Origin of the sequence: Nocardioides massiliensis, assembly GCF_030811215.1 — a bacterium.
GTDB classification, from domain to species: Bacteria; Actinomycetota; Actinomycetes; order Propionibacteriales; family Nocardioidaceae; genus Nocardioides_A; species Nocardioides_A massiliensis.
In genome coordinates, this window is sequence record NZ_JAUSQM010000001.1 from 2,447,527 (window position 1) to 2,472,028 (window position 24,502).

Annotated in this window: 24 protein-coding genes; 18 read left to right on the top strand and 6 right to left on the bottom strand. The window is 72.1% G+C overall.

Going from position 1 to position 24,502, the window contains the following annotated elements; all coding sequences use genetic code 11:
- Window positions 1–25: 25 nt before the first annotated feature.
- From rimP to J2S59_RS12160, 8 genes are all read left to right on the top strand, one after another.
- Window positions 26–511 carry a ribosome maturation factor RimP gene (rimP, locus tag J2S59_RS12125; protein WP_306825154.1) on the top strand — a complete coding sequence of 162 codons (486 nt, stop codon included), beginning with the start codon at window positions 26–28 and terminating at the stop codon, window positions 509–511.
- 1 nt (window position 512) lies between these two features.
- Window positions 513–1,493 carry a transcription termination factor NusA gene (nusA, locus tag J2S59_RS12130; RefSeq protein ID WP_068125133.1) on the top strand — a complete coding sequence of 327 codons (981 nt, stop codon included), beginning with the start codon at window positions 513–515 and terminating at the stop codon, window positions 1,491–1,493.
- 268 nt (window positions 1,494–1,761) lie between these two features.
- Window positions 1,762–2,034: a YlxR family protein gene (locus tag J2S59_RS12135; RefSeq protein ID WP_281366815.1), complete on the top strand. Its 273-nt coding sequence runs from the start codon at window positions 1,762–1,764 to the stop codon at window positions 2,032–2,034.
- A gap of 102 nt (window positions 2,035–2,136) precedes the next feature.
- Entirely contained in the window at window positions 2,137–5,010 is a 2,874-nt protein-coding gene (infB, locus tag J2S59_RS12140) for a translation initiation factor IF-2 (protein ID WP_306825155.1), read from the top strand.
- A gap of 391 nt (window positions 5,011–5,401) precedes the next feature.
- The gene (rbfA, locus tag J2S59_RS12145) at window positions 5,402–5,893 is read left to right on the top strand and encodes a 30S ribosome-binding factor RbfA (protein WP_181641789.1); all 492 of its coding nucleotides are present in this window, start codon (window positions 5,402–5,404) and stop codon (window positions 5,891–5,893) included.
- Window positions 5,890–6,747 carry a tRNA pseudouridine(55) synthase TruB gene (gene truB / locus J2S59_RS12150; protein WP_068119839.1) on the top strand — a complete coding sequence of 286 codons (858 nt, stop codon included), beginning with the start codon at window positions 5,890–5,892 and terminating at the stop codon, window positions 6,745–6,747. The genes rbfA and truB overlap by 4 nt, the downstream gene beginning before the upstream one ends.
- A 109-nt stretch (window positions 6,748–6,856) precedes the next feature.
- A complete protein-coding gene (locus J2S59_RS12155; RefSeq protein WP_246360229.1) occupies window positions 6,857–7,822 on the top strand; it encodes a bifunctional riboflavin kinase/FAD synthetase in 966 nt (321 codons plus the stop codon).
- Entirely contained in the window at window positions 7,819–8,736 is a 918-nt protein-coding gene (locus J2S59_RS12160) for a hypothetical protein (RefSeq protein WP_068119843.1), read from the top strand. The genes J2S59_RS12155 and J2S59_RS12160 overlap by 4 nt, the downstream gene beginning before the upstream one ends.
- Here the strand turns inward: J2S59_RS12160 and J2S59_RS12165 are convergent.
- Window positions 8,709–10,883, bottom strand: a complete 2,175-nt coding sequence (locus J2S59_RS12165) for a molybdopterin-dependent oxidoreductase (protein WP_068119845.1) — start codon at window positions 10,881–10,883, stop codon at window positions 8,709–8,711. The genes J2S59_RS12160 and J2S59_RS12165 overlap by 28 nt on opposite strands.
- 171 nt (window positions 10,884–11,054) lie before the next feature.
- On the opposite strand from J2S59_RS12165, the gene rpsO reads away from it, so the two are divergent.
- The 4 genes from rpsO (at window position 11,055) to dapB (ending at window position 16,075) form a co-directional block, all read left to right on the top strand.
- Window positions 11,055–11,330 carry a 30S ribosomal protein S15 gene (rpsO, locus tag J2S59_RS12170; RefSeq protein WP_181641790.1) on the top strand — a complete coding sequence of 92 codons (276 nt, stop codon included), beginning with the start codon at window positions 11,055–11,057 and terminating at the stop codon, window positions 11,328–11,330.
- 367 nt (window positions 11,331–11,697) lie between these two features.
- The gene (locus tag J2S59_RS12175) at window positions 11,698–13,929 is read left to right on the top strand and encodes a polyribonucleotide nucleotidyltransferase (protein ID WP_306825156.1); all 2,232 of its coding nucleotides are present in this window, start codon (window positions 11,698–11,700) and stop codon (window positions 13,927–13,929) included.
- Window positions 13,930–13,962: 33 nt separating this feature from the next.
- Entirely contained in the window at window positions 13,963–15,285 is a 1,323-nt protein-coding gene (locus J2S59_RS12180) for a M16 family metallopeptidase (RefSeq protein ID WP_306825157.1), read from the top strand.
- Window positions 15,286–15,310: 25 nt separating this feature from the next.
- Window positions 15,311–16,075 carry a 4-hydroxy-tetrahydrodipicolinate reductase gene (dapB, locus tag J2S59_RS12185; RefSeq protein ID WP_068122125.1) on the top strand — a complete coding sequence of 255 codons (765 nt, stop codon included), beginning with the start codon at window positions 15,311–15,313 and terminating at the stop codon, window positions 16,073–16,075.
- Window positions 16,076–16,204: 129 nt separating this feature from the next.
- Here the strand turns inward: dapB and J2S59_RS12190 are convergent, their stop codons facing one another.
- From J2S59_RS12190 to J2S59_RS12205, 4 genes are all read right to left on the bottom strand, one after another.
- The gene (locus J2S59_RS12190) at window positions 16,205–16,516 is read right to left on the bottom strand and encodes an AzlD domain-containing protein (RefSeq protein ID WP_306825158.1); all 312 of its coding nucleotides are present in this window, start codon (window positions 16,514–16,516) and stop codon (window positions 16,205–16,207) included.
- Window positions 16,513–17,250 carry an AzlC family ABC transporter permease gene (locus J2S59_RS12195; protein WP_068118136.1) on the bottom strand — a complete coding sequence of 246 codons (738 nt, stop codon included), beginning with the start codon at window positions 17,248–17,250 and terminating at the stop codon, window positions 16,513–16,515. The genes J2S59_RS12190 and J2S59_RS12195 overlap by 4 nt, the downstream gene beginning before the upstream one ends.
- Window positions 17,251–17,312: 62 nt before the next feature.
- Entirely contained in the window at window positions 17,313–17,519 is a 207-nt protein-coding gene (locus J2S59_RS12200) for a hypothetical protein (RefSeq protein WP_068118133.1), read from the bottom strand.
- 129 nt (window positions 17,520–17,648) lie between these two features.
- Window positions 17,649–18,212 carry a GNAT family N-acetyltransferase gene (locus J2S59_RS12205; RefSeq protein WP_068118130.1) on the bottom strand — a complete coding sequence of 188 codons (564 nt, stop codon included), beginning with the start codon at window positions 18,210–18,212 and terminating at the stop codon, window positions 17,649–17,651.
- Window positions 18,213–18,348: 136 nt separating this feature from the next.
- Here J2S59_RS12205 and paaA point away from each other — a divergent pair, with 136 nt between their 5' ends.
- The gene (paaA, locus tag J2S59_RS12210) at window positions 18,349–19,323 is read left to right on the top strand and encodes a 1,2-phenylacetyl-CoA epoxidase subunit PaaA (protein WP_068118127.1); all 975 of its coding nucleotides are present in this window, start codon (window positions 18,349–18,351) and stop codon (window positions 19,321–19,323) included.
- A gap of 26 nt (window positions 19,324–19,349) precedes the next feature.
- Here paaA and J2S59_RS12215 read toward each other — a convergent pair whose 3' ends face one another.
- Complete coding sequence (locus tag J2S59_RS12215) at window positions 19,350–20,591, bottom strand: IS110 family RNA-guided transposase (RefSeq protein ID WP_068124533.1); 1,242 nt, start codon at window positions 20,589–20,591, stop codon at window positions 19,350–19,352.
- Between the two features lie 245 nt (window positions 20,592–20,836).
- Between J2S59_RS12215 and paaB the strand changes: the two genes are divergently transcribed.
- The 5 genes from paaB to J2S59_RS12240 all read left to right on the top strand — a co-directional run bounded on the left by paaB (window position 20,837) and on the right by J2S59_RS12240 (window position 24,487).
- The gene (paaB, locus tag J2S59_RS12220) at window positions 20,837–21,118 is read left to right on the top strand and encodes a 1,2-phenylacetyl-CoA epoxidase subunit PaaB (RefSeq protein ID WP_068122244.1); all 282 of its coding nucleotides are present in this window, start codon (window positions 20,837–20,839) and stop codon (window positions 21,116–21,118) included.
- The gene (gene paaC / locus J2S59_RS12225; protein WP_246360436.1) at window positions 21,115–21,849 is read left to right on the top strand and encodes a 1,2-phenylacetyl-CoA epoxidase subunit PaaC; all 735 of its coding nucleotides are present in this window, start codon (window positions 21,115–21,117) and stop codon (window positions 21,847–21,849) included. The genes paaB and paaC overlap by 4 nt, the downstream gene beginning before the upstream one ends.
- Window positions 21,846–22,367, top strand: a complete 522-nt coding sequence (gene paaD / locus J2S59_RS12230; protein WP_181642182.1) for a 1,2-phenylacetyl-CoA epoxidase subunit PaaD — start codon at window positions 21,846–21,848, stop codon at window positions 22,365–22,367. Before paaC ends, paaD begins: the two co-directional genes overlap by 4 nt.
- A 13-nt stretch (window positions 22,368–22,380) precedes the next feature.
- Complete coding sequence (locus J2S59_RS12235) at window positions 22,381–23,481, top strand: 2Fe-2S iron-sulfur cluster-binding protein (protein ID WP_306825159.1); 1,101 nt, start codon at window positions 22,381–22,383, stop codon at window positions 23,479–23,481.
- A gap of 91 nt (window positions 23,482–23,572) precedes the next feature.
- Complete coding sequence (locus J2S59_RS12240) at window positions 23,573–24,487, top strand: S1 family peptidase (protein WP_068121610.1); 915 nt, start codon at window positions 23,573–23,575, stop codon at window positions 24,485–24,487.
- Window positions 24,488–24,502 lie beyond the last annotated feature (15 nt).

Here is a 24,502-nt window from a genome sequence, read left to right on the forward strand (position 1 = left end):
GCAGAGCGAGAGGACGGTGTCCGCAGTGACCGCCCGCACCCCCGGACCCGCAGGAGCGACCAGGGACCGCCTTCACGAAGTGCTCGCCCCGCCACTGCACGACCTCGGGCTCGACCTCGAGGCCGTGGACCTGAGCAGCGCCGGCAAGCGCCGCGTCCTGAGGATCGCCGTCGACAAGGACGGTGGCATCGACCTCGACGACGTGGCCGCCGCGACCAGGGAGATCTCGCGGGTGCTCGACGAGGGCGACGTGATGGGCGAGCAGCCCTACACCCTGGAGGTCACCTCCCCGGGCGTCGACCGGCCGCTGACGCTTGCGCGCCACTGGCGCCGCAACCACGGCCGCCTGGTCAAGGTCACCCGCCACGAGGAGCCCACGATCACCGGCCGGATCGTGTCCTCCGACGACGACGGCGTGGACCTCGACGTCGACGGCAGCATCGAGCGCATCAGCTACGCCGAGGTCGCCAAGGCCCTGGTGCAGATCGAGTTCAACCGCAAGGAGAACTGACGTGGACATCGACATGACCATCCTGCGGATGCTCGAGCGCGAGAAGGAGATCTCCTTCGACGTCCTCGTCGAGGCCATCGAGCAGGCGCTGCTGACGGCGTACCACAAGTCGCCGGGCGCCCAGGAGCGCGCGCGGGTGCAGCTCGACCGCAAGTCCGGCCACGTCACCGTGCTCGCCACGGAGACCGACGACGAGGGCAACCCGGTGGGGGAGTACGACGACACCCCCGCCGACTTCGGCCGCATCGCCGCGACCACCGCGAAGCAGATCATGATGCAGCGTCTGCGCGAGGCAGAGGACGAGCTGCGCTTCGGGGAGTTCTCCGGGCGCGAGGGCGACATCGTCTCCGGGGTCATCCAGCAGGGACGTGATCCGCAGGACGTGCTGGTCGACCTCGGCAAGCTCGAGGCGCTGCTGCCCGCCGCCGAGCGGGTGCCGGGGGAGGACTACCGCCACGGGACCCGCATCAAGGGCCTGGTCGTCAGCGTCCGCAAGGGCATGCGGGGTCCCCAGGTGATGCTGTCGCGCACCCACCCGAACCTCGTGCGCAAGCTGTTCGCGCTCGAGGTCCCCGAGATCGCCGACGGGACGGTCGAGATCGCCTCGATCGCCCGCGAGGCCGGTCACCGCACCAAGATCGCGGTCCGCTCGACGGTGGCCGGGGTCAACGCGAAGGGTGCGTGCATCGGGCCGATGGGCAGCCGCGTGCGCAACGTCATGTCGGAGCTCAACGGCGAGAAGATCGACATCATCGACTGGGCCGAGGACCCCGCGACGTACGTCGGCAACGCGCTGAGCCCCGCCCGGGTCGCCTCCGTCCAGGTCGTCGACGCCTCCGCACGGGCCGCCCGGGTCATCGTTCCCGACTACCAGCTCTCGCTCGCCATCGGCAAGGAGGGCCAGAACGCCCGCCTCGCCGCGCGCCTCACCGGCTGGCGCATCGACATCAGGTCGGATGATGAGCCGACCACCGAGGCGTGAGGGACGAACGCGTCGGTGTGTCGGCCAGGTCGAGCAAGCGACGCGACCGAGCCTGCGAGGTCGCACGAGCGCGTCGAGACCCGGTGACTCAACCGGCGACCGCAACGACCGGAGCCGCAACCAAACGCTCGAGACCCGATGACATGCCCACGACCTTTACCCGGTTCGGAGCACGACGCCTGAGCGGGTAGAGTGAAACGCGGTGGCTCACCCATCTGACCTCGACCCGCGCGCGGAACCTGTTCCGACGCGTCCCATACGCACCTGTGTGGGTTGTCGTCAGCGGGTCACCAAGACCGCACTGGTCCGTGTGGTCGTCGGTGCAGGAGACCGTGGCCCCGCCGCAGTCCCCGATCCGGCGGGCACGGCACCCGGGCGCGGGGCGCACCTGCACCCCGATCCCGCGTGTCTCGACCTGGCGGTGCGACGCAAGGCCTTCCCCCGCGCACTGCGCGCACCGGGGGGCTTGGACCTCGCACCGTTGACGACGTACCTCACTGCGAAACGTTCCGAAGCGGACACCGTCCGCCAGACCGATTAAGGGAGCAGCAGCTCATGAGCACTCGATGAGTACTTCACGATGAGCATGCACACCAGCTAACGGTCCGACGCCCTCCTGACGGCTCGGACCAGGAGGAGAAGCGTGGCTAAGGTCCGAGTACACGAGCTCGCGAAGGAGCTCGGCGTCGAGAGCAAGGTCGTTCTGGCCAAGCTCAAGGAGATGGGCGAGTTCGTCAAGTCGGCATCGTCGACGGTCGAGCCCCCCGTCGAGATGCGATTCAAGAAGGAGTACGGCGAGGCCCTCAAGGCCGAAGCCGAGAAGAAGGCTGCCAAGAAGGCGCCGGCCAAGAAGGCCGCCCCCAAGAAGGAGCCGGCCAAGGAGCAGGGCGACGCCCTGACCGAGGACATGCCGGCCGAGGCGTACCCGGCTGCCGAGGCGCCCGCGGTCGAGACCGAGAGCGCTCCCGCTCCCGAGGCCCCTGCCTCCGGCGACGCGGCCACCGCGCCCCGCCCGGGCCCCAAGCCTGGTCCCAAGCCCGGTCCGAAGGCGGCCCCGGTCGAGGAGGCGCCGCCGGCGCCGCCCGCCCCCGTCGCCCCGACGGCCCCTGCCGCTGCCGACGAGCCGCCGGCCCCCGAGGCCCCGGCAGCGCCTGCCGCCCGCGAGGGCGGCGGTCCGACGCCGCGTCCCGCGCCCCGTCCGGGTGCGCCGCGTCCGGGCAACAACCCGTTCTCGTCCACCCAGGGCATGGGGCGGCGTCCCTCGGCACCCGCTCCCGGCGGCAGTGCTGACCGACCGCCGCGTCCGCCGGCGGCGCGTGAGGGCGGCGGCGGTCGTCCGGGCATGCCGCGTCCCAACCCGGCGATGATGCCGAAGTCCCCGGCTGCCTTCGGCGGCGGTCCCGGCGGTCGCGCGGGTGGTCCCGGTGGAGCCCGTGGTGGCCCCGGCGGAGCCCGTGGTGGCGCTCCGGGTCGTCCCGGCGCACCGGGTCGTGGTGGTCCGGGTGCCGGCGGTGCCGGTGCTCCGGGTCGTCCGGGCTTCGGTGGCGGCCCCGGCCGTCCCGGTGGCGGCCGTCCCGGCCAGCGCGGTCAGACCCAGGGTGCGTTCGGTCGCCCCGGCGGTCCGTCGCGTCGTGGTCGCAAGTCGAAGCGGGCACGTCGCCAGGAGTTCGAGGCCATGCAGGCCCCGACCATCGGTGGTGTGCGCGTCCGCAAGGGCGACGGTGAGATCGTCCGGCTGGCCCGCGGCGCCTCGCTGACCGACTTCGCCGAGAAGATCGGCGTCGACCCGGCATCGCTGGTGCAGATGCTCTTCCACCTCGGCGAGATGGTGACGGCGACCGAGTCGGTCAACGACGCCACGCTCGAGCTGCTGGGCGAGGAGCTCAACTACGTCGTCCAGATCGTGTCCCCCGAGGACGAGGACCGCGAGCTGCTGGGGTCCTTCGACCTCGAGTTCGGCGCTGACGAGGGTGGCGAGGACGCGCTCTCGGCGCGTCCGCCGGTCGTCACCGTCATGGGTCACGTCGACCACGGAAAGACCCGCCTGCTCGACGCGCTGCGCAAGGCCAACGTCGGCGACAAGGAGGCCGGTGGGATCACCCAGCACATCGGTGCCTACCAGGTCGTCACCGAGGTCGATGGCGACGACCGTCGCATCACCTTCATCGACACCCCCGGTCACGAGGCGTTCACCGCCATGCGTGCCCGTGGTGCCCAGGCGACCGACATCGCGGTGCTCGTGGTCGCGGCCGACGACGGTGTCATGCCGCAGACGGTCGAGGCGCTCAACCACGCCAAGGCCGCCGGTGTCCCGATCGTGGTCGCGGTCAACAAGATCGACAAGCCCGACTCCGACCCGACCAAGGTCCGCGGTCAGCTGACCGAGTACGGCCTGGTGCCCGAGGAGTACGGCGGCGACACGATGTTCGTCGACGTCTCCGCGCGTGCCGAGCTCAACCTCGACAAGCTGCTCGAGGCGATCGTCCTGACCGCCGACGCCTCGCTCGACCTGCGGGCCAACGCCGACCAGGACGCCCAGGGTCTCGTCGTCGAAGCCCACCTGGACCGTGGACGTGGCCCGGTGGCCACGATCCTCGTCCAGCGCGGCACGCTGCGCGTCGGCGACTCGATCGTCGCCGGTCCGGCCTACGGCCGCGTCCGCGCGATGCTCGACGAGCACGGCAACAACATCGAGGAGGCCGCCCCGTCGCGTCCCGCGATGGTCCTGGGTCTGACCGCGGTGCCCGGCGCCGGGCAGAACTTCATCGTCGTCGACGATGACCGGGTCGCCCGCCAGATCGCCGAGAAGCGGGAGGCGCGCGAGCGTGCCGCCCTGCAGGCGAAGCGCCGCGTGCGGCGTACCCTCGAGGACTTCATGGCCTCCATGGAGAAGGGGTCGAGCCAGGAGCTCAACCTCATCCTCAAGGGCGACGTGTCCGGTTCGGTCGAGGCCCTCGAGGACTCGCTGTCGCAGATCGACGTCGGCGACGAGGTCAGCATCCGGGTCATCGACCGCGGTGTCGGTGCGATCACCGAGACCAACGTCGACCTGGCCGCGGCCTCCGACGCCATCATCATCGGCTTCAACGTCCGCCCGCAGGGCAAGGCGACGGAGATGGCCGAGAAGGAGGGCGTCGAGATCCGCTACTACTCGGTCATCTACCAGGCGATCGAGGAGATCGAGGCAGCGCTCAAGGGCATGCTCAAGCCGGAGTACGAGGAGGCTGTCCTCGGCCAGGCCGAGATCCGGGAGATCTTCCGGTCCTCGCGCATCGGCAACATCGCCGGCTGCATGGTCACCAGCGGAGTCATCCGCCGCAACGCCAAGGTGCGGTTGCTGCGCGACAACGCCGTCATCGTGGAGAGCACCGACCTGTCGTCGCTGCGCCGCGAGAAGGACGACGTGTCGGAGGTCCGCGAGGGCTTCGAGTGCGGTCTGGTGGTCAAGGGGTACGGCGACATCAAGATCGGTGATGTCGTGGAGTGCTTCGAGATGCGGGAGATTCCGCGGGACTGACCGTGTGAGTCGCCTGGCCCTGCGGGGCGAGGAACAGTTCCCGGCGCCCGCCTCCGGCGGTCGACCTCCGGGAAGCGGGCGGAGGCAACCACCCCTCCGCTCGTTCCTCGCTCCGGGGGGCCAGTCCCATCCACGCCTCCGCCCGCTTCCCTCCGCTCGCCCACCTGCGGCGGAGGCGCGAGGTCGGGTCCGGGCCAAGAGGTCCAGGGGGTCGCAGCCCCGGGGAATCTCCCGGCGGGCCGGCCTCAGAGGTCGGCCGAGCGGCGGACACTCCCCTACGTGAGGGCGGCTGAGGATGCTCAAGGACCGCGCTGGCGTAGGGGAGTGCGTGGGGGCTTCCCAGGTGGCAGGCAGAATCGATTGTTCAGGTGCCGAGTGAGGGAGAACGCTGATGGCTAGCCCGCGGGTGCGCAAGATCGCTGACCGGATCCAGGTGATCGTCGCGGAGATGCTCGAGCGGCGGATCAAGGACCCGCGGCTGGGGTTCGTGACGGTGACCGACGTGCGGCTGACCGGCGATGCGCAGCAGGCGACGGTGTTCTACACCGTGCTCGGCATGGATGCCGGTGACGAGGAGTCGGCGATCGCGTCGTCGGCCGCGGCGCTGGAGTCGGCCAAGGGGCTGTTGCGCTCCGAGGTGGGCAAGCAGCTGGGGATGCGGCACGTGCCGAGCCTGACGTTCGTCCACGACGCGCTGCCCGAGACCGCGCGCCAGCTCGACGAGGTGTTGGCCCGGGCGCGGCAGCTCGACGAGCAGCTGGCGGCGTCGCGCAAGGAGACGTACGCCGGCGAGCCCGACCCCTACAAGAAGCCGCGGGTCATCGGCGAGGACGACGCGGACGACGACGAGGACGCGGGCGAGAGCGGCGCGGAGCGGGAGTGAGCGCTCCGGCTCCCACGGGGCTGCTGGTCGTCGACAAGCCGGCGGGCATCACCTCCCACGGCGTCGTCGCGCGCGCCCGCAAGGCGCTCGGCACCCGCAAGATCGGCCATGCGGGGACGCTCGACCCGATGGCGACCGGGGTGCTGGTCCTCGGTGTCGGGCGGGCGACCCGCCTGCTCGGGCACCTGATGCTGACCGAGAAGACCTACGAGGCGACGATGCGGCTCGGGGTCATCACGACCACCGACGACGCCGAGGGCGAGGTCGTCGCCGAGGCTGACACCGCGCACCTCGACGAGGACGCGGTGCGGGCGGCGCTGGCGGCGTACGTCGGCGAGATCGAGCAGGTGCCGACCGCGGTGTCCGCGATCAAGGTCGACGGCAAGCGTGCCTACCAGCGGGTGCGCGACGGCGAGGAGGTCGAGCTCAAGGCCCGGCCCGTGACCATCCACGAGCTCGACGTCACCGGCGTCACGCTGCCCGAGGTGTCCTTCCGCGTCCGCTGCTCCAGCGGCACCTACGTCCGGGCGATCGCCCGCGACGCCGGTCGCGACCTCGGGGTCGGCGGGCACCTCACCGCGCTGCGGCGTACGGCGGTCGGACCGTTCGGGCTCGACGTCGCGCACCTGCCCGACGATCTCGATGCCGACGCGCTGCTGCCGATGGCGCAGGTCGCCCGCGCGGCCTTCCCGACCCTCGACCTCAGCGACGACACGGCGCAGGCCGTCCGGTTCGGCCGCGCGATCGACGCGGAGCTGGAGGCACTGACGGCACTGCTCGACCCGGCGGGGGAGTTCCTCGCGCTGTATGAGCCCAAGGACGGCCGCGCCCGCCCGGTCGCGGTGTTCGTCTGACCCGTTCGCCTGGCCCGTTCGCCTGAGCCGTCCCTCAGAGCCGTCCCTCAGAGCCGTCCCCGCGGCACCCGTTCGCGAGGAGCTGGGGCGACCTGGGATGATCGCGGTTGTGGCAGATCCGGAAGCGACGCGCGTGTGGCGCACCCTCGACGAGGTGCCGTCCGACCTCGGGCGCACCGTCGTGACGATCGGCAACTTCGACGGTGTGCACCTCGGACACCAGCACGTGATCCGCCGCGCCCGCGAGCTCGCCGACCGGCTCGGCGTGGCGCGGGTGGTCGCGGTGACCTTCGACCCGCACCCGATCGCGGTGCTGCGGCCCGAGCACGCACCCCCCACCCTGACCACGGTTGATCGCCGGCTCCCGCTGCTGCTCGGCGCGGGCATCGACGACGTCCTCGTGGTGCCGTTCAGCCGCGCGATCGCGGACTGGACCCCTGAGCACTTCGTCGAGGAGATCCTGGTGCGCACCCTGCGCGCGGCCGGGGTCTGCGTCGGTGCCAACTTCCGCTTCGGCAACCGTGCCGCGGGTGACGTCGCGACGCTGCAGGAGCTCGGGGCCGTCCACGACTTCACCGTCGACCCGGTCGCGCTCGACGGGGGGCCGCAGGTCTGGTCGTCGACGTACGTCCGCAACTGCCTGGCCGCCGGTGACGTCGAGGGCGCCGCGGAGGCACTGGGTCGCTCGGTCACCGTCGACGGCGCGGTGGTGCGCGGTGACCAGCGCGGGCGCGAGCTCGGCTACCCGACCGCCAACGTGCCGGCCCGCGACGGCGTCGCGGTCCCCGCGGACGGGGTGTACGCCGGCTGGCTCACCCGCCACGACACCGCCGAGCGATTCCCCGCAGCGATCTCGGTCGGCACCAACCCGACGTTCGAGGGGGAGCGGAACCGTCGCGTGGAGGCCTACGTCCTCGACCGCACCGACCTGGACCTGTATGGCGTCGAGGTCGAGGTCACCTTCGTGGCCCGGATCCGCGGGATGCGTCGCTTCGACGGCATCGAGCAGCTGGTCGAGGCGATGGCCGACGACGTCTCCCGCACCCGCGGGCTCCTCGGCCTCCCGGCCCGGTGAGCGAGTTCGCGGACCGGACGAGCGCCGAGACCTGGTTCGGTCGGCACGGCCTGCCCTACTTCGTGCCGGAGACCCGGCACGCGGTGCACGCCGGTCTGCGACCGGCGCGTCTCGTGCTGGTCGCGCTCGGTGCGGTGGCGCTGGGCGCGATCGTGGGGGGCACGGTCGCGCTGGCGAGCCGGGTGTCATGGGGCGTGCCGAGCGCGATGACGACCGCCGGGGCGGTCGCGGCGCTCTATGCCCTGACGACCCTGCGGGCCGGGCCGATCGCCGGGTGGGGGATCCGGCACACGCTGGGCAGCCTCGGTCTGCTCGTGCCCCTGGCAACCCGGGCGCTGCCGCTGTTGCTGCTCTTCGTCACCTTCCTCTTCATCAACGCCGAGGTCTGGGAGCTCGCTGCCCGGCTCGAAGGCGGAGTGCTCTGGCTGGTCGTGCTGCTCTTCACCGCCATCGCGGCGGGGTTCCTCCTCGGTCGGATGCCCGAGGAGCTGGCAGCCACCTCCGAGTCCGGTGAGCACCGGCTGACGCCGTTCGAGCGGGCCAACCTCGTGCTGGTCCTGCTTGTCGCGCAGGCCGTGCAGGTGTTGCTGCTGGCCCTGGCGCTCCTGGCGTTCTTCCTCGTCTTCGGCGCGATGGTGATGGACCGCGGGCTGGTGGAGTCCTGGACCGGTGCGCCACCGCAGAGCCTGCTCGGGATCCCCAACCTGACCTGGGAGCTGGTGCAGGTCTCGATCTTCCTCGCGGCGTTCTCCGGCCTCCACTTCACGGTGACGGCGGTGACCGACGACCTCTACCGCAAGGAGTTCTTCACCACGGTCACCGACGAGCTCACCCGGGCGCTGCGTGCGCGTACGGCGTACCTCGAGCTGCGGGACCGGGAGCCGGGTCAGCCGACCGGCGACACCAGCGGCTGAGTCGCCGCCTCGACCGGGACCGCCGCCACGCGCACCGGCACCCCGCACAGCGCGGCGTTGCCCGACAGGTCCAGGAGCGCGGGATCGGTGAGGTCGTTGATCGAGACCCCCGGCACCTGGCTCGCGCGCCCGAGCCGGACGCCCTCGAGCTGGTGTCCGTAGCCGTGGGGCAGCGAGACCACGCCGGGCAGCACGTCGTCGGTCGCCGTGACCTCGACCCGGACGGCGCCGACGGCCGAGGTGATCTCGACGCACTCCCCGTCGCCGATGCCCCGCGCGGCAAGGTCGTCGGGGTGCATCAGGAGGTGGTGGCGGGGACGACCGCGCGTCAGCCGCTCGGTGTTGTGCAGCCAGGAGTTGCAGTCCTGCTTGTGGCGTCGCCCGATCAGCAGCAGCTCGTCGTCGGCCACGGGCGTCCGGGCGAGCGCGGTCTCGAGCCGGGCCAGGTCGGCGACGAGGAGCTCCGGGGTGAGGTCGATGCGCTCGGCGGGCGTCTGCAGCCGACCTGGGAGGGTGGGCCGCAACGGACCGAGGTCGACGCCTTCGGGCCGGCGGCGCAGCGCCCGCATCGACGTACGTCGCTCGCGGAGCAACATTGCGGTGACCATCGTCGCCGGGCTGGGCAGGACGCGGGCCAGGGCGCGCCACCGCTTGGCCCGCGGCAGCCGGGTGGCCGGGTCGCGGTCCAGCTGGGCGATCAGTCGGCGCGTGACGTCGCGGAAGATCTCCCAGTCGTGGCGCTGGTCCGGGTCGCGGGGGAGCACCGCGGGGGTCCACCGGGCGGTGTTGCGCACGGCCAGGCCGTGGAAGACGAGGTCGTAGTGGTCGCGCTCGAGCGCCGTGGTCGGGGGCAGGATGACGTCGGCGTGCCGGGTCGTCTCGTTGACGTAGATGTCGACCGCGACGAAGAAGTCGAGCGAGTCCAGCGCATCGGCCAGGCCCCGGCCGTCCGGGGTCGAGAGCACCGGGTTGCCGGCGTGGGTGAGGAGCGCTCGGACCTGTCCGTCGCCGGGCGTGGTGATCTCCTCGCGGAGCACCGCGACCGGCAGCTCGCCGGCGAACTCCGGCGCCCCGCGCACCCGGCTGCGCCAGGCGTCGAAGTGGCCCGGGGCGAGGACTTGCCGGCCCACGACGTCGATGGCCGGTTCGGGGAAGAGCACGCCGCCGGGTCGGTCGAGGTTGCCGGTGAGGATGTTGAGCACGCCGATCGCCCACTGGCACAGCGACCCGAACTCCTGGGTGGACACCCCGACCCGGCCGTAGACCGCGGCGCTGCGGGCGGTGGCGATCTCGCGGGCCACCCGCCGCACGGTCGCAGCCGGCACGCCGCTGGCGGTCTCCGCCCGCTCCGGCGTGAACGGCTCGACGAGGGTGCGCAGCCGCTCCCTCCCGTCGACGTACGCCGCGGGGCGGGCCAGGCCGTCGGCCAGGATGGTGCGGACCATGGCGAGGAGCACGACCGCGTCCGTGCCAGGACGGACGAAGTGGTGCTCGTCGGCGATGCGGGCGGTCTCGGTACGCCGGGGGTCGAAGACGACCATGCGTCCGCCGCGCGCGGCGAGGTCGCGGGCGCGCTGCGGGAAGTCGGGAACGGTCATCAACGAGCCGTTGGACGCCATCGGGTTGGCGCCGAAGACGCAGAAGTAGTCGGTGCGGTCGATGTCGGGGATCGGGATCAGCAGCTGGTGGCCGTAGAGCTGCCAGGCGACGAGCTGGTGGGGGATCTGGTCGACCGAGGAGGCGCTGAACCGGTTGCGGGTGCCGATGACGCGCAGCAGCTCGCTGCCGTGGGTCGCCGCGCCGATCGAGTGAGCGGTGGGGTTGCCGAGGTAGCCGGCGACCGCGTTCCGGCCGTGGTCGCGGATGACGGCGGCAAGACGCTCGGCGACCAGGTCGTAGGCCTCGTCCCAGTCCATCTCGACCCAGGTCGCCTCGGCGCCGGCGCCGACGCGCCGCACCGGGCGGCGCAGCCGGTCGGGGTCGGCGTACACGTCGGCCAGGGACACGCCTTTGGGGCAGACATAGCCCCGCGAGAGCGGGTCGGCCGGGTTGCCCCGGATGCCGGTCACCGTGCGACCCTCGACGGTGATCTCCAGTCCGCAGATGGCCTCGCAGAGGTTGCACACTCCGATGCGCGTCTCGCCCATGGCTCATCGTGGCACGGATTGGGCACCAACGCGCCGCGCTGATAACCTTGGGCGGTTGCCCGGCGACGCCGGGCACGATCATGTCACCGCCGTGCAATCGGCCGCGGATCCAGAGTGCCCGGGTGAACAGGCCCCGGCGCGCCGCGCAACGAGACCTCCTGAGGAGCCCACGTGTCCATCGGTACCGACGCTGAGACCAAGAAGAAGATCATTGCCGAGTACGCCACCACCGACGGCGACACCGGCTCGCCCGAGGTCCAGATCGCGCTGCTCTCGCACCGCATCAGCCACCTCACCGAGCACCTGAAGACGCACAAGCACGACCACCACAGCCGCCGTGGGCTGCTGCTGCTGGTCGGCCAGCGCCGCCGGCTGCTCAACTACCTGCAGAAGAGCGAGATCAACCGCTACCGCTCGATCGTCGAGCGGCTCGGTCTGCGTCGCTGAACCACGTCGCGGGAGCGGCACTCCGCCACGGAGTGCCGCTCCTGTGAGTTTCGGCCCCGGTTCGCTACCGTGAGCCCGAAGGCCGCCTTGCGCGGCACCCACAACTGCACAGCATCACAACAAAAGCACAGTGTCACACCACACAAGGAGCGACCGCCGGACGTCTGGCCCGGTCCTCGGTAGTGGCCCCCGGAACCCCGCCATCGCGGGCAGCGTCCGTAGGCCTCGATCGAAGACCGGCCACCCGCAGCAGGTTGATCGGCCATCAAGGCATGGTGCCCAACCCCCGAGACCGCCGGCAGTGCCGGCGGGGCTCGGTGCGTGAAGGCGCCTCGCGGCTCGCTCCGCGAACAGAAAGGGACACCCCTTGACCGAGGGACCCGAGATCTACACCGTCGAGACCACCATCGACAACGGCCGCTTCGGCAGCCGCACCGTCACCTTCGAGAGCGGCTTCCTGGCCCGCCAGGCCGCCGGCTCGGTGACCGCCTACCTCGACGGCGAGACCATGCTGCTGTCGGCCACCACGGCCTCCAAGCACCCCAAGGACCACCTCGACTTCTTCCCGCTCACCGTCGACGTCGAGGAGCGGATGTATGCCGCGGGCCGCATCCCCGGCTCGTTCTTCCGTCGTGAGGGCCGCCCCTCCGAGGACGCGATCCTCACCTGCCGGCTGATCGACCGCCCGCTGCGCCCGACCTTCAAGAAGGGTCTGCGCAACGAGGTCCAGGTCGTCATCACCGTGATGGCGCTCGACCCCGACACGCCGTACGACGTGCTCGCGATCAACGCCGCCTCGATCTCGACCCAGCTCTCGGGCCTGCCGTTCTCCGGCCCGATCGGGGCGACCCGCGTGGCGCTCATCGACGGCCAGTGGGTGGCGTTCCCGACCCACAGCCAGCTCGAGGAGGCCGTGTTCGACATGGTCATCGCGGGTCGGGTCACCGACACCGGTGACGTCGCGATCATGATGGTGGAGGCCGAGGCGACCAACGCCACCTGGAACCTCGTGCGCTCCGGCACCCAGGCCCCGACCGAGGAGGTCGTGGCCGGTGGCATGGACGCTGCCAAGCCCGTCATCAAGCAGCTGTGCGAGGCCCAGGCCGAGCTGGCCAAGCAGGCCGCCAAGCCGGTCCAGGACTTCCCGGTCTTCCTCGACTACGAGGACGACGTCTACGCCGCGGTCGAGAAGGCCGTCAAGGACGAGACCGCCAAGGCCCTCACGATCGCCGGCAAGCAGGAGCGCGAGGACAAGCTCGACGAGATCAAGGCCACGCTGCTCGAGCGCGTCGCGGGTGACTTCGAGGGTCGCGAGAAGGAGGTCGGCGCCGCGTTCCGTGGCCTCAGCAAGCAGGTCGTGCGCGAGCGCGTCCTGCGCGACAAGGTCCGCATCGACGGCCGTGGCCTCAGCGACATCCGCACGCTGTCGGCCGAGATCGACGTGATCCCGCGGGTCCACGGCTCGGCGCTGTTCGAGCGCGGCGAGACCCAGATCCTCGGCGTCACGACGCTCAACATGCTCACCATGGAGCAGAAGCTGGACACCCTCTCCCCGGAGACCAGCCGCCGCTACCTGCACAACTACAACTTCCCGCCGTACTCCACCGGCGAGACCGGTCGCGTCGGCTCGCCCAAGCGTCGCGAGATCGGCCACGGTGCCCTCGCGGGCCGCGCCCTCGAGCCGGTGCTTCCCACGCGCGAGGAGTTCCCCTACGCCATCCGGCAGGTCTCGGAGGCGATGGGCTCCAACGGCTCCACCTCCATGGGGTCGGTCTGCGCCTCGACCCTGTCGCTCCTGGCTGCCGGTGTGCCGCTGCGTGCGCCGGTCGCGGGCATCGCGATGGGCCTGATCTCCGGTGAGATCGACGGCAAGACCGAGTACGTCGCCCTCACCGACATCCTCGGTGCCGAGGACGCGTTCGGCGACATGGACTTCAAGGTCGCCGGTACGTCGGAGTTCGTGACCGCGCTGCAGCTCGACACCAAGCTCGACGGCATCCCGGCCGACGTGCTGGCGGGCGCGCTGACCCAGGCGCGCGACGCGCGCATGGCGATCCTCGAGGTGATGGCCGAGGCCATCGACGCTCCGGCGGAGATGTCGCAGCACGCGCCGCGGATCATCACCGTGAAGGTCCCCGTGGACAAGATCGGCGAGGTCATCGGCCCCAAGGGCAAGATCATCAACCAGATCCAGGACGACACGGGCGCGACCCTGTCGATCGAGGACGACGGCACGGTCTACATCGGTGCGACCAACGGTGAGGCGGCCGAGGCTGCGCGCGCCGCGGTCAACGCGATCGCCAACCCGACGATGCCCGAGGTCGGCGAGCGCTACCTCGGCACGGTCGTGAAGACGACCAACTTCGGTGCGTTCGTCTCGCTCATGCCTGGCAAGGACGGCCTGCTGCACATCAGCAAGCTGCGCAGCCTCGCCGGCGGCAAGCGGGTCGAGAACGTCGAGGACGTCGTCTCGGTCGGCCAGAAGGTCCAGGTCGAGATCACCGAGATCGACGACCGCGGCAAGCTGTCGCTGTCGCCGGTGGTCGACGAGGCAGCCGGTGAGCAGCAGGCCGACGCCGAGAGCGACACGGAGGCCTGAGATCGCAGGCCTGAGAGTGTTGGGTCGTCCCCGGTGAGGGCCACGGAGCAGAAGCCCGGGACGACCCGCACGCTCCTCACGAGCACGGATGCGGCGGGCGCGGCGACGAGCCGCGTTCGCCGCACCGTGCTTCCCGGGGGACTGCGGGTCGTCACCGAGGCGATGCCGCACGTCCGCTCGGCCTCCATCGGGGTCTGGGTCGGCGTCGGGTCGCGCGACGAGAGCCCGACGCTGTCGGGTGCCTCGCACTTCCTCGAGCACCTGTTGTTCAAGGGCACGCCGACCCGCTCGGCGATGGACATCTCGGTCGCACTGGACGCGGTGGGCGGGGAGTTCAACGCCTTCACCGCGAAGGAGTACACCTGCTTCCACGCGCGGGTCCTCGACGAGGACCTGCCGGTGGCGATCGACGTGCTCGGCGACATGATCACCTCCTCGGTGATCAGTGCCGACGACGTCGAGGCCGAGCGGGCGGTGATCCTCGACGAGATCGCCATGCACGACGACGACCCCGAGGACGTCGTCCACAACCTGCTGGTCTCCCAGGCCTGGGGTGACACCCCCATGGGCCGCCCGGTCGGCGGGACCGAGGAGTCGGTGCAGGCACTGACCCGCACCCAGATCCAGCGCTACTACCGCTCGCGCTACCGCCCCGAGCACATGGTGGTCGCGGTCGCGGGCAACCTCGACCACACCACCGTCGTCCGCGCCGTGCGCAAGGCGTTCGCCGGCAACGACTTCCTCGCCGACTCGGGTCGCCGGCCGGCGCCCGTGCGGCAGGCCTCGCGCACCCGCTCGGTCACGCCGGGTGAGGTGCGGGTCGCGCGTCCCTTCGAGCAGGTCAACGTCGTGCTCGGGATGCCGGGCCTCACGCGCACCGACCCGCGCCGCTACGCCCTGGGCGTGCTGACGTCGGCGCTGGGCGGCGGGACGTCGTCGCGGCTCTTCCAGGAGGTGCGGGAGAAGCGCGGGCTGGCCTATGGCATCTATGCCTTCACCACCCACTACTCCGACGCCGGCCTGGTCGGCGTCGCTGCGGGCTGCCTGCCCGACCGGGTCGGTGAGCTGCTCGACGTCGTGCGCGCCGAGCTGGCTGAGGTGGCCGCGCACGGCATCACCTCCGACGAGCTGCAGCGCGGGATCGGCCAGTTGCGCGGCGGGCTCGTGCTGGGGTTGGAGGACTCGGCGTCGCGGATGTCGCGCATCGCCAAGGCGGAGCTGCTCTATGACGAGCTGCCGAGCGTCGAGGAGGTGCTGGGCCGGATCGAGGCGGTCACGCTCGACGACGTCCGCGCCCTTGCCGCCTCGACCCTCGGACGCGCCCCGGTCCTCGCGATGGTCGGCCCGCTGGACTGAGACCGGCTGGGATACGTTGGCGCGCGTGAGTCCTGCAGCGCGTGTCAGCAAGGTCGGTGTCCTCGGAGCGAAGGGCAAGGTCGGTCGCGAGATCTGTCGCGCGGTCGACGAGGCCGACGGCGTCGAGCTGGTCGCCGAGGTCGACCAGGACGACACGCTGCAGACGCTGGTCGACACCCGCGCCGAGGCGGTCGTCGACTTCACGCACCCCGACGTGGTGATGGACAACCTGCGCTTCTGCATCGAGCACGGCATCCACGCCGTCGTCGGCACCACGGGCTTCGACGACGAGCGCCTGGAGACGCTGCGCGGCTGGCTCGCCGACGCCCCCGGTGTCGGCGTGCTGATCGCGCCGAACTTCTCCATCGGTGCGATCCTCATGATGCGTTTCGCCGGCCAGGCGGCGCGGTTCTATGACTCCGTCGAGGTCGTCGAGCTGCACCACCCCGACAAGGCCGATGCCCCGTCGGGCACCGCCCGGCGTACGGCGCAGCTGATCGCGGCTGCTCGCGCCGACGCCGGCCTCGGCGCGGCACCCGATGCGACCTCCACCGCGCTCGACGGTGCTCGCGGTGCGTCCGTGGACGGCATCCCCGTCCACGCGCTGCGCATCCGCGGGATGGTCGCCCACCAGGAGGTCGTGCTCGGCGGGCCGGGGGAGACCCTGACGATCCGGCACGACTCGATGGACCGTGCGTCGTTCGCGCCGGGTGTGCTGCGGGCGCTGGGCGCGATCGGGGAGCGGCCCGGGCTCACCGTGGGCCTGGAGGAGCTGCTCGACCTCGCGTGAGGCGCCAGCCCCGCCGGGAGGTCATACGCCTCCGGCCCTATTCCTCCGGGAGCGCATGACGCCCCGCTGCGACGTCATACGACTCCGACGCTATTGCTCCGGGAGCGCATGACGTCAGCGGAGTGGGGGTCAGGGCATGCCGAGGGCGCGCAGCAGCGCAGCCGTCCCCGCCGCGACCACCACCACCACGAGGAACGGCGCGCGCAGGAGCAGGGCCACGGCCGCCGCGGCGAGCCCCGCGACGCGGGCGTCGACCACCAGCCGCTGGCCGTCGGCGAACACCTGCACGGCGATCAGCGCCGCCAGCAGCGCGACCGGGAGCAGGTCCGTGGCGCGGCGTACGTAGGGCCGGTCGAGCACCGACTCGGGCACCGACAGCCCGGCGAGCTTAAGGGCGTAGCAGCCCAGCCCGGCCGCGATGATCGCGACCCAGAGGCTCATGCGCGGGCCTCCCGTGCGCGCAGGGCCAGGCCGAGGGCGACGACGGCCGCGGCCAGCACCGGGACGCCGGCGGGCGTGAGCGGGACGAGCGCCAGCGCCAGCGCCGCCCCTGCGAGCGCACCGACCCGGTGGACGGCGTCGGTGAGCCGCGGCCACAGCAGCGCGAGGAACGCACCCCCGACCGCGGCGTCGAGACCGTACGCGCGCGGGTCGCCCATCGCCTCACCGCCGAAGGCGCCGATCGCGGTGAAGACGTTCCACAGCACGAAGATCGAGCCGCCGGTGGTGAGGAAGCCCAGCCGGGCGGCCGGCCGGGACTCGCGGTTGATCGTCATCGCGGTGGACTCGTCGATGACCAGGTGCGCCGCACCCCACCGGCGTACGCCGCGCCAGCCCAGCATCGGTGCCAGCCGCAGGCCGTAGAGGGTGTTGCGGGTGCCGAGCAGCAGACCCGCCGCCGCAGCTGCCACCGGCGAGCCGCCCGCGCCGATCACGCCCGCGAGCGCGAACTGGCTGGCACCGGTGAACATCAGCAGCGACAGCAGGCAGGTCTGCCACACGTCGAGCCCGGCGGCGATCCCCGCCGCGCCGAAGGAGATGCCATAGGCACCGGTCGCGACACCCACGGCGAGGGAGTCCCGGACGACGGCACGCCGCTCAGCCCGGTCGAGTGGCCGGTCGAGGGGCTCGTCGGGGACGGCGAGCTCGTCGGGGTAGGGCGGGGGCGCAGGCACAGCGGGACCCTAACGACCGGGTCCGCGCGCGGTCGCCGGTGGGCGGTGTCGGCCGGGGACCGCTACGGGCGCGAGGCCGGGCGGCGGGTGGAGTCGTGCAGCAGCACGTAGGCGGCGACGGCACCCACCGTTGCACCGAGAAGCGCGAGCGTGGTGGGGACGATGGCCAGTGGCACCAGCCAGCCGAGCCACAGGCCCAGGGCCGCGCACGTGAGCACCGCGGCCATCCCGACCGCGACCTGATGGACCAGGGGTAGGGGACCGAGCATGGCGCCTCCTGAGGCCAGCTACGCGAGGCCGGCCCGGGGGGAGTCCACGGCTGCTCGGGACGTGGTCGGCGAACGCGAGGTTCCCCGCCGCGCGGACGGCAAACCCGATTCCAGCATCCCCCGCGAAGATCAGTCGGTCAATGCCACGTGCAGCCGGACCTGCTTGACCCGGACCGTCCCGTCGCCGTGCAGATCGAGCTCGCGGTGGGCGCCATCGGGGGCCCAGCCGGCCTCGGTGAGGAAGGCGCGACGGGCGTCGTCGGTGGAGTTCAGCCAGCACAGACCGCGGGTGAACCGGTCGGCGACGAGGGTGTCGACGCAGGCCTGCAGCAGTCGCGAGCCGTGGCCGAGCCGCTGGTCGTCCGGGTCGACGGAGAACTCGGCGATCTCTCCGTCGGCGATGGGGTCGCTGTCGTCGTCGGCGGTCGGTCCGGTGACGGCGAAGCCGACGATCCGGTTGCGCTCCAATGCGACGAGCACCCGGTTGCGGGCGTCCTGCGGCTTGGTCAGCGACTGGTGCCAGACCGCGGCGATCTGGGCCGGGTCCATGCTCGCGAGCACCTCGGCGGGGAACAGGTCGGCGTACGACTGCCGCCAGGCCCGCACCTGCACCTCGGCAATCCCGCGGGCATCGTCGGCCCACGCGACGCGGCAGGAGACGTCGGCGGTGGGGCGGCCAGGCTCGGTGCTCATGGCGCCATCCTCGCACCCGAGGTGAGACTCACCGATCGCAGTCGTCCCGTGACGGTCCCTGCTGCGCGCCTGCGCGCGTGTGACGGCCAACCGCATGATGTGCGCAGAGGTGTCATAACTCAGGTACCCTCACTCTATGGTGACCGCGATCACATCCGAGGCGCCCCGCGAGCCCGACTCGTTCCGCGCGCTGCTCGCCGCGGACGAGCGCGTCGAGCCGCGCGACGAGATGCCGGAAACCTACCGGCGCACGTTGATCCGCCAGATCGCCCAGCACGCGCACTCCGAGATCATCGGCATGCAGCCCGAGGGGGAGTGGATCTCCCGGGCGCCCAGCCTGCGCCGCAAGGCGATCCTGCTGGCGAAGGTGCAGGACGAGGCCGGCCACGGGCTCTACCTGTACGCCGCCGCCGAGACGCTCGGCGCGAGCCGGGAGGAGCTGCTCGACGCGCTGCACACCGGACGGCAGAAGTACTCCTCGATCTTCAACTACCCGACGCTGTCGTGGGCCGACGTCGGGGCGATCGGGTGGCTGGTCGACGGGGCAGCGATCGTCAACCAGGTGCCGTTGTGCCGCTGCTCGTTCGGGCCCTACGCCCGGGCCATGGTGCGCATCTGCAAGGAGGAGTCCTTCCACCAGCGCCAGGGCTTCGAGATCCTGCACACCCTCGCCCACGGCACACCCGAGCAGCACGCCATGGCCCAGGACGCCGTCGACCGGTGGTGGTGGCCGAGCCTGATGATGTTCGGCCCGCCCGACGACGCCTCGGAGCACTCGCAGCAGTCGATGGCGTGGGGGATCAAGCGGTTCTCCAACGACGAGCTGCGTCAGCGGTTCGTCGACATGACCGTCCCGCAGGCCGAGGCGCTCGGGCTCACCCTGCCCGACCCCGACCTGCGGTGGAATCCCGAGCGCGGGTCCTTCGACTTCGGCGCGATCGACTTCTCCGAGCTGTACGCCGTGATCCGCGGCGACGGCCCGCTCAACCGCCAGCGCATCGCCCACCGGGTCGGTGCCCACGAGCGGGGGGCCTGGGTGCGCGAGGCGGCCTCGGCGTACGAAGCCAAGCGCACCGCCCGGCGCGCCGAGCGCGAGGGGGCCACGGCGTGAGTTGCCCTGTGTCAACCTCCGCGCCGTCAGGCGGCGATTTGGTGGTGTTCGTTGAGGACGCGTTGGAAGGCTCGGTGCTGGCTAGGGTCGTAGGTGGCCCGGTCTTGCCAGCAGCGCCAGATGATGTCGACCCAGGCGCGGGCGAGGATCCGGACGGCGTGGGGGTGGTCGTGGTTGCGTGCCCTGGCGCGGTTGTAGAGGTCGGCGGCCCACGGGTTGGCGTGTCGGGAGTCAGCGGCGAAGTCACACAGGGCGTCGCGGAGTTCTTTGTCGCATCCCCACCGGAAGGTGACGGCTTTGACCTTGCCGGACTGCCGCGTCGAGGGCGCGACGCCGGCCAGACAGGCCAGGGAGTCGGCGGTGGGGAACCTGCCGCGGGCGTCCCCGATCTCGGCGAGCAGTCGCGCGGCGCGCACGGTCCCGGAGCGAGGCAGCGAGGTCACGACGTGCGCGTCGGGGTGGACGTCGAGTTGCTCAGCGATCGAGTCCGCGAGCGTGGCGATCTGGGTGTTCAAGCTCCGCAGGACCGCGACGAACGCGAGCGTGGTTGCGGCATGGGGGCCGGTTTCAGCACCGGTGGTGCCGCGGGGCGCAGCGAGCAGCCGTTGGTGCAACACGGCAGGGTCGGTGCGCCCGGAGTAGGCGAGCTTCTTCAGCCATGCTGCGAGCCGGTCGGCGGTGAGCCAGTCGGCTTTGGTCTGGGTGGGGAACCGTTCCAGGAAGGACAGGCTGATCGCGGAGTCCAGGTGGGCGAACAGGTCCACGATGCCGGGGAACACGACCTGCAGGTGCGCGCGGAGCTGGTTGGCTGCCGCGACGCGGTGCGCGACCAGGTCCCGACGAGCACGCACGCTGGAGCGCAGCGCTTGGGTGGCCGGGGTCGATCTGGTCAGCGGGGTCAGGCGACGGCGGTCGGTGCGGACCACATCTGCCAGGACGTAGGCGTCGAACCGGTCGTCCTTGTTGCCGGCCGAGCCGTAGCGCGAGCGGAGGTTCTTGACCTGGTTGGGGCTGATCACCAGCACGGTCAGCTCGGTGGCAAGCAAGGCATCGATGACGGGCCCGTCGCCGCGTTCGATGCCGATCTCGACGACCTCAGCTGCCAACAGACGTCGTACGAGTCGTTTGAGGCCGGCAGCGGTGTGCTCGACGGTGAACCGGTCAAGCACCTCGCCGTCGGGGTCCAGGATGCACACGACGTGGTCGTCCTTGGCCCAGTCCAGACCGGCGCACACTCGTGGTCGGGTCGCTTCAGGGGTCACACTCATGGTCAGTTCCTCGCTGTTGGAGCAGTGAGAGAACACCCGGTGGTCCCGGGACCCTGCAGCCGGTCGCTCACTGATCGGCGCTCATCGGCGCATAGCCCTGTAGCCGGTCGGCGGGTCCTGGGCCACCGGACCTCGCAGAACTCACGCTGGACCTCGAAGGTCGAGCGACCGTGGCGATGGTCCGGTGGGGACCAGGGGTGTACCGGCAACCCATCTGAAGCCACCGACCTGAGGAAGGTAATCCAGTGAGCGACTGGCCGCTGTGGGAGGTGTTCGTCCGACCGCGCCGCGGGTTGTCCCACCAGCACGTCGGGTCCCTGCACGCACCGGACGCGGAGCTCGCCCTGCGCAACGCCCGCGACCTCTACACCCGTCGCGGCGAGGGCGTCTCGCTGTGGGTCGTCCCCTCGAGCGCGGTCACCGCCTCGAGCCCGGAGGAGAAGGACGCGTTCTTCGACCCGAGCGCCGACAAGCCCTACCGCCACCCGACCTTCTACGCCGTGCCCGAGGGGGTGCCGCACCTGTGAGCGTCTCGCCTCCCGCCGCCGCCATGCTCGACGCGGACGACCTGCTGGCGCTGGCCGACGACGCGCTGATCGCCGCCCAGCGGCTCGGCGGCTGGGTGAGCCTCGCGCCGGTCCTCGAGGAGGACGTCGCGCTCGCCAACATCGCCCTCGACCAGCTCGGCGTCGCCCGCGCCCTGCTGACCCGCTTCGGCGAGCTCGAGGGACGCGGGCGCAGCGAGGACGACCTGGCCTACTGGCGCACACCGGCGGAGCTCCGCAACGCGCTGCTGGTGGAGCGTCCCGACGGCCAGGACTTCGGCGTGCTCGTCGTACGCCTCCTGCTGCTCAGCACCGCGCAGCTGCACCGCTACGCCGCGCTGCGCTCCGTGCCCGACCCCACGGTCGCCGCGGTGCTGGCCAAGGCGGTCGCCGAGGTCAGCTATCACCGCGACCACGCCCGCACCTGGCTGCTGCGCCTCGGCGACGGCACCCACGAGTCCCACGACCGGGTGCAGCGGGCGCTGGAGGCGGAGTGGCCCTACCTGGCCGAGCTGTTGACGCCGCAGACCGGCGCGACCGTCCGGGGCCAGCTGGCCGACGACATCGCCGCCGCGACGCTGGTCGTGCCGTCCGAGCCCGACGACCCCACGCCGTACGCCGGGGGCCGGGAGGGCCGCCACACCGAGCACCTCGCGCCGCTGCTGGCCACCATGCAGGAGGTCGCACGCGCCCACCCCGGAGCGGTCTGGTGAGCGCGCGGACGGTCCTGCGCGCGGAGCAGGCGTGGGCGATCGCCGGGAGCGTGCTCGACCCCGAGCTCCCCGTGCTCTCGCTCGCCGACCTGGGGGTCCTGCGTGGTGTCGTGGTCGCTCCCGAAGGCACCGTGCAGGTGCGGATCACCCCGACCTACCTGGGATGTCCCGCCGTCGAGACGATGGCGAGCGACCTCGTGGCCGCGTTCGCCGAGCACGGAGTCGAGGCGCACGTCGAGACGGTGTGGTCGCCGCCGTGGACGACCGACGCGATCACACCGACCGGGCTGGCGGCGCTGCGCGCGGCCGGGATCGCCCCGCCGACGCCGCCGGACCCGTCCGCCGGCGGCGCCACGGCGCTCACCCTCGCCCCGACCCGGTACGCCGACCCGGCGTGCCCGCAGTGCGGGGCGGAGCGGTCCCGGCTCGTGTCGCGCTCGGGCCCGACAGCGTGCACGTCGCTGTGGGTCTGCGGGGCGTGCGAGGAGCCGTACGAGCACGTGCGGACGCTGCGGTGAGGCGGACCGTCCGATGAGCGGGTTCCACCGGCTGCAGGTCGCCGACGTCACGCGTCTGACCGCCGACGCGGTCAGCATCGGGCTGTGCGTGCCGCCTGACCTGGCCGAGGTCTTCTGCCACCTCCCGGGCCAGCACGTCCCCGTGCGGGTGCCGGCGCACCTGCTGCTCGACGGCGCGGCCGAGGAGCGGCGTACCTATTCGGTGTGCGTGGCCCCGTCCCGGTCGCGGGCTCGAGGGGAGCTGCGCATCGGCGTACGCCGCCTCGCAGGCGGGCGGCTCTCCACCCACCTCGTCGAGGACCTGCGCCCCGGTGACGTGTTGGAGGTCGCCGCGCCCACGGGCCGGTTCGTGCTCGCCCCGACAGCTGCGGAGTCCGGTCCCGCCCACGTCGTCGGCATCGTCGGCGGGTCCGGCATCACGCCCGTGCTCGCCATCGCCGAGGAGCTCCTCGCCGCCGATCCCACCTCCCGGGTCACGCTCCTCGTCGTCAACCGCACGGCGGAGTCGGTGATGTTCGCCGAGGAGCTGGCCGACCTCAAGGACGCCCACCCCGCCCGCGTCGTGCTCACCCATGTGCTCACCCGCGAACCGCAGGCAGCGCCCGTGCTCTCGGGGCGACCCGACCCGCAGCGCTGGGCCCGGCTGCTCGACGCCGCGCTGACGGGTGCGCCGGCGGTCACCGGGTGGTATCTCTGTGGTCCGCTCGCCCTGGTCGACGAGGCACGCGACGCCGTCCGCGCACGCGGGGTGCCGGCGGACCGGGTGCACGTCGAGCTGTTCCACGCCGGGGCGCCGTTGGCGGCCCCCGCCGTGCCCGGTGACGAGGACGCCGCCGCGCACATCATCACCGCCCGGCTCGGCGGTCGCCTGACCACGGTCGCGACCCAGCCGTACGACGCCAGCGTCCTCGACGCCGTGCTCCGCGCTCGGACGGACGCGCCGTACGCCTGCCGCGGCGGGGTGTGTGGCACCTGCCGGGCCCAGGTCGTGTCCGGCGAGGTCGCGATGGCGGACCAGTGGGCGCTCGAGGCCGCCGAGGTTGAGGCCGGCTACGTCCTCACCTGTCGCTCCCGGGCGACCACCGCCGTGCTGGAGCTGGACTACGACGCCTGACCCACCCGGCCGCGTGACCTGCGTAACCCCCGTCGGCCCGCCCTCGTTGGGGTCCACAGTGCCGGCGACGGGCCGGCAGGGCGGAGGACAGATGACGTCCGAGTCGTGGCAGCGCACCCGAAGCACCTCGGGCGCCCGAAGCACCCGGGGCCCCCGGCGGATGCGGGTCGCAGCGTTGCTGACCGCGGCGCTCGCCACGGTGGCGACGATCCTCGCGACCACACCGCTTGCGGCCCAGGCGATCGTCGGCGGCAGCGCCGCAGCCCCGGGCGAGTTCGGCTTCATGGTCTCCGTCCAGGCCGCCGACCGCACCGGCTCCGACGCCCACTTCTGCGGTGGCTCGGTGCTGCGCAAGCGCCTGGTGCTGACCGCCGCCCACTGCGTCACCGGCAACGAGCCGCGCGACCTGCGCCTGGTCGTCGGTGCCCACCACCTCGACTCCCGGCGGGGCACGGCGTACGCCGTCGACAAGATCGTCATCCACCCGCGCTACGCCGAGACCGGCACCCACGACGTGGCCCTGCTGCGCACCACCCGCCCGATCACCGGGGCCCGGATCCCCGTGGTCGCGGCGGGCAACGACGCCTTCGAGCGCAACGGCGCACGCCTGACCGTGACCGGGTGGGGCACGACGTTCTTCCTGCTCGGACCACCGTCCACGGTGCTGCGCAAGGTCGACGTACAGGCCGTCTCCGACTCCGGGTGCCTGCTCAACGGGCTGATGGGGTTCCGCCCCCGCACCGAGATGTGTGCCCAGACCCTGCTCGGCGACTCCTGCCAGGGCGACTCCGGTGGGCCGCTCTTCGGTCGCCGCGCCAACGGTCGCCCGGTCCAGGTCGGCGTGGTCAGCTATGGCCTGGGGTGTGCGACACCGCTGTTCCCCGGGGTGTACGCCGAGCTCAACAGTCCCGCGATCCGCTCGTTCCTCGTCGACACCGTGAAGTCCGAGGCAGCCGCGATCCGCAAGGCCCAGCGCCGCAGCTCCGCCGCGCGCCGCAACCGCTAGCCCCCGCCCGCGGCC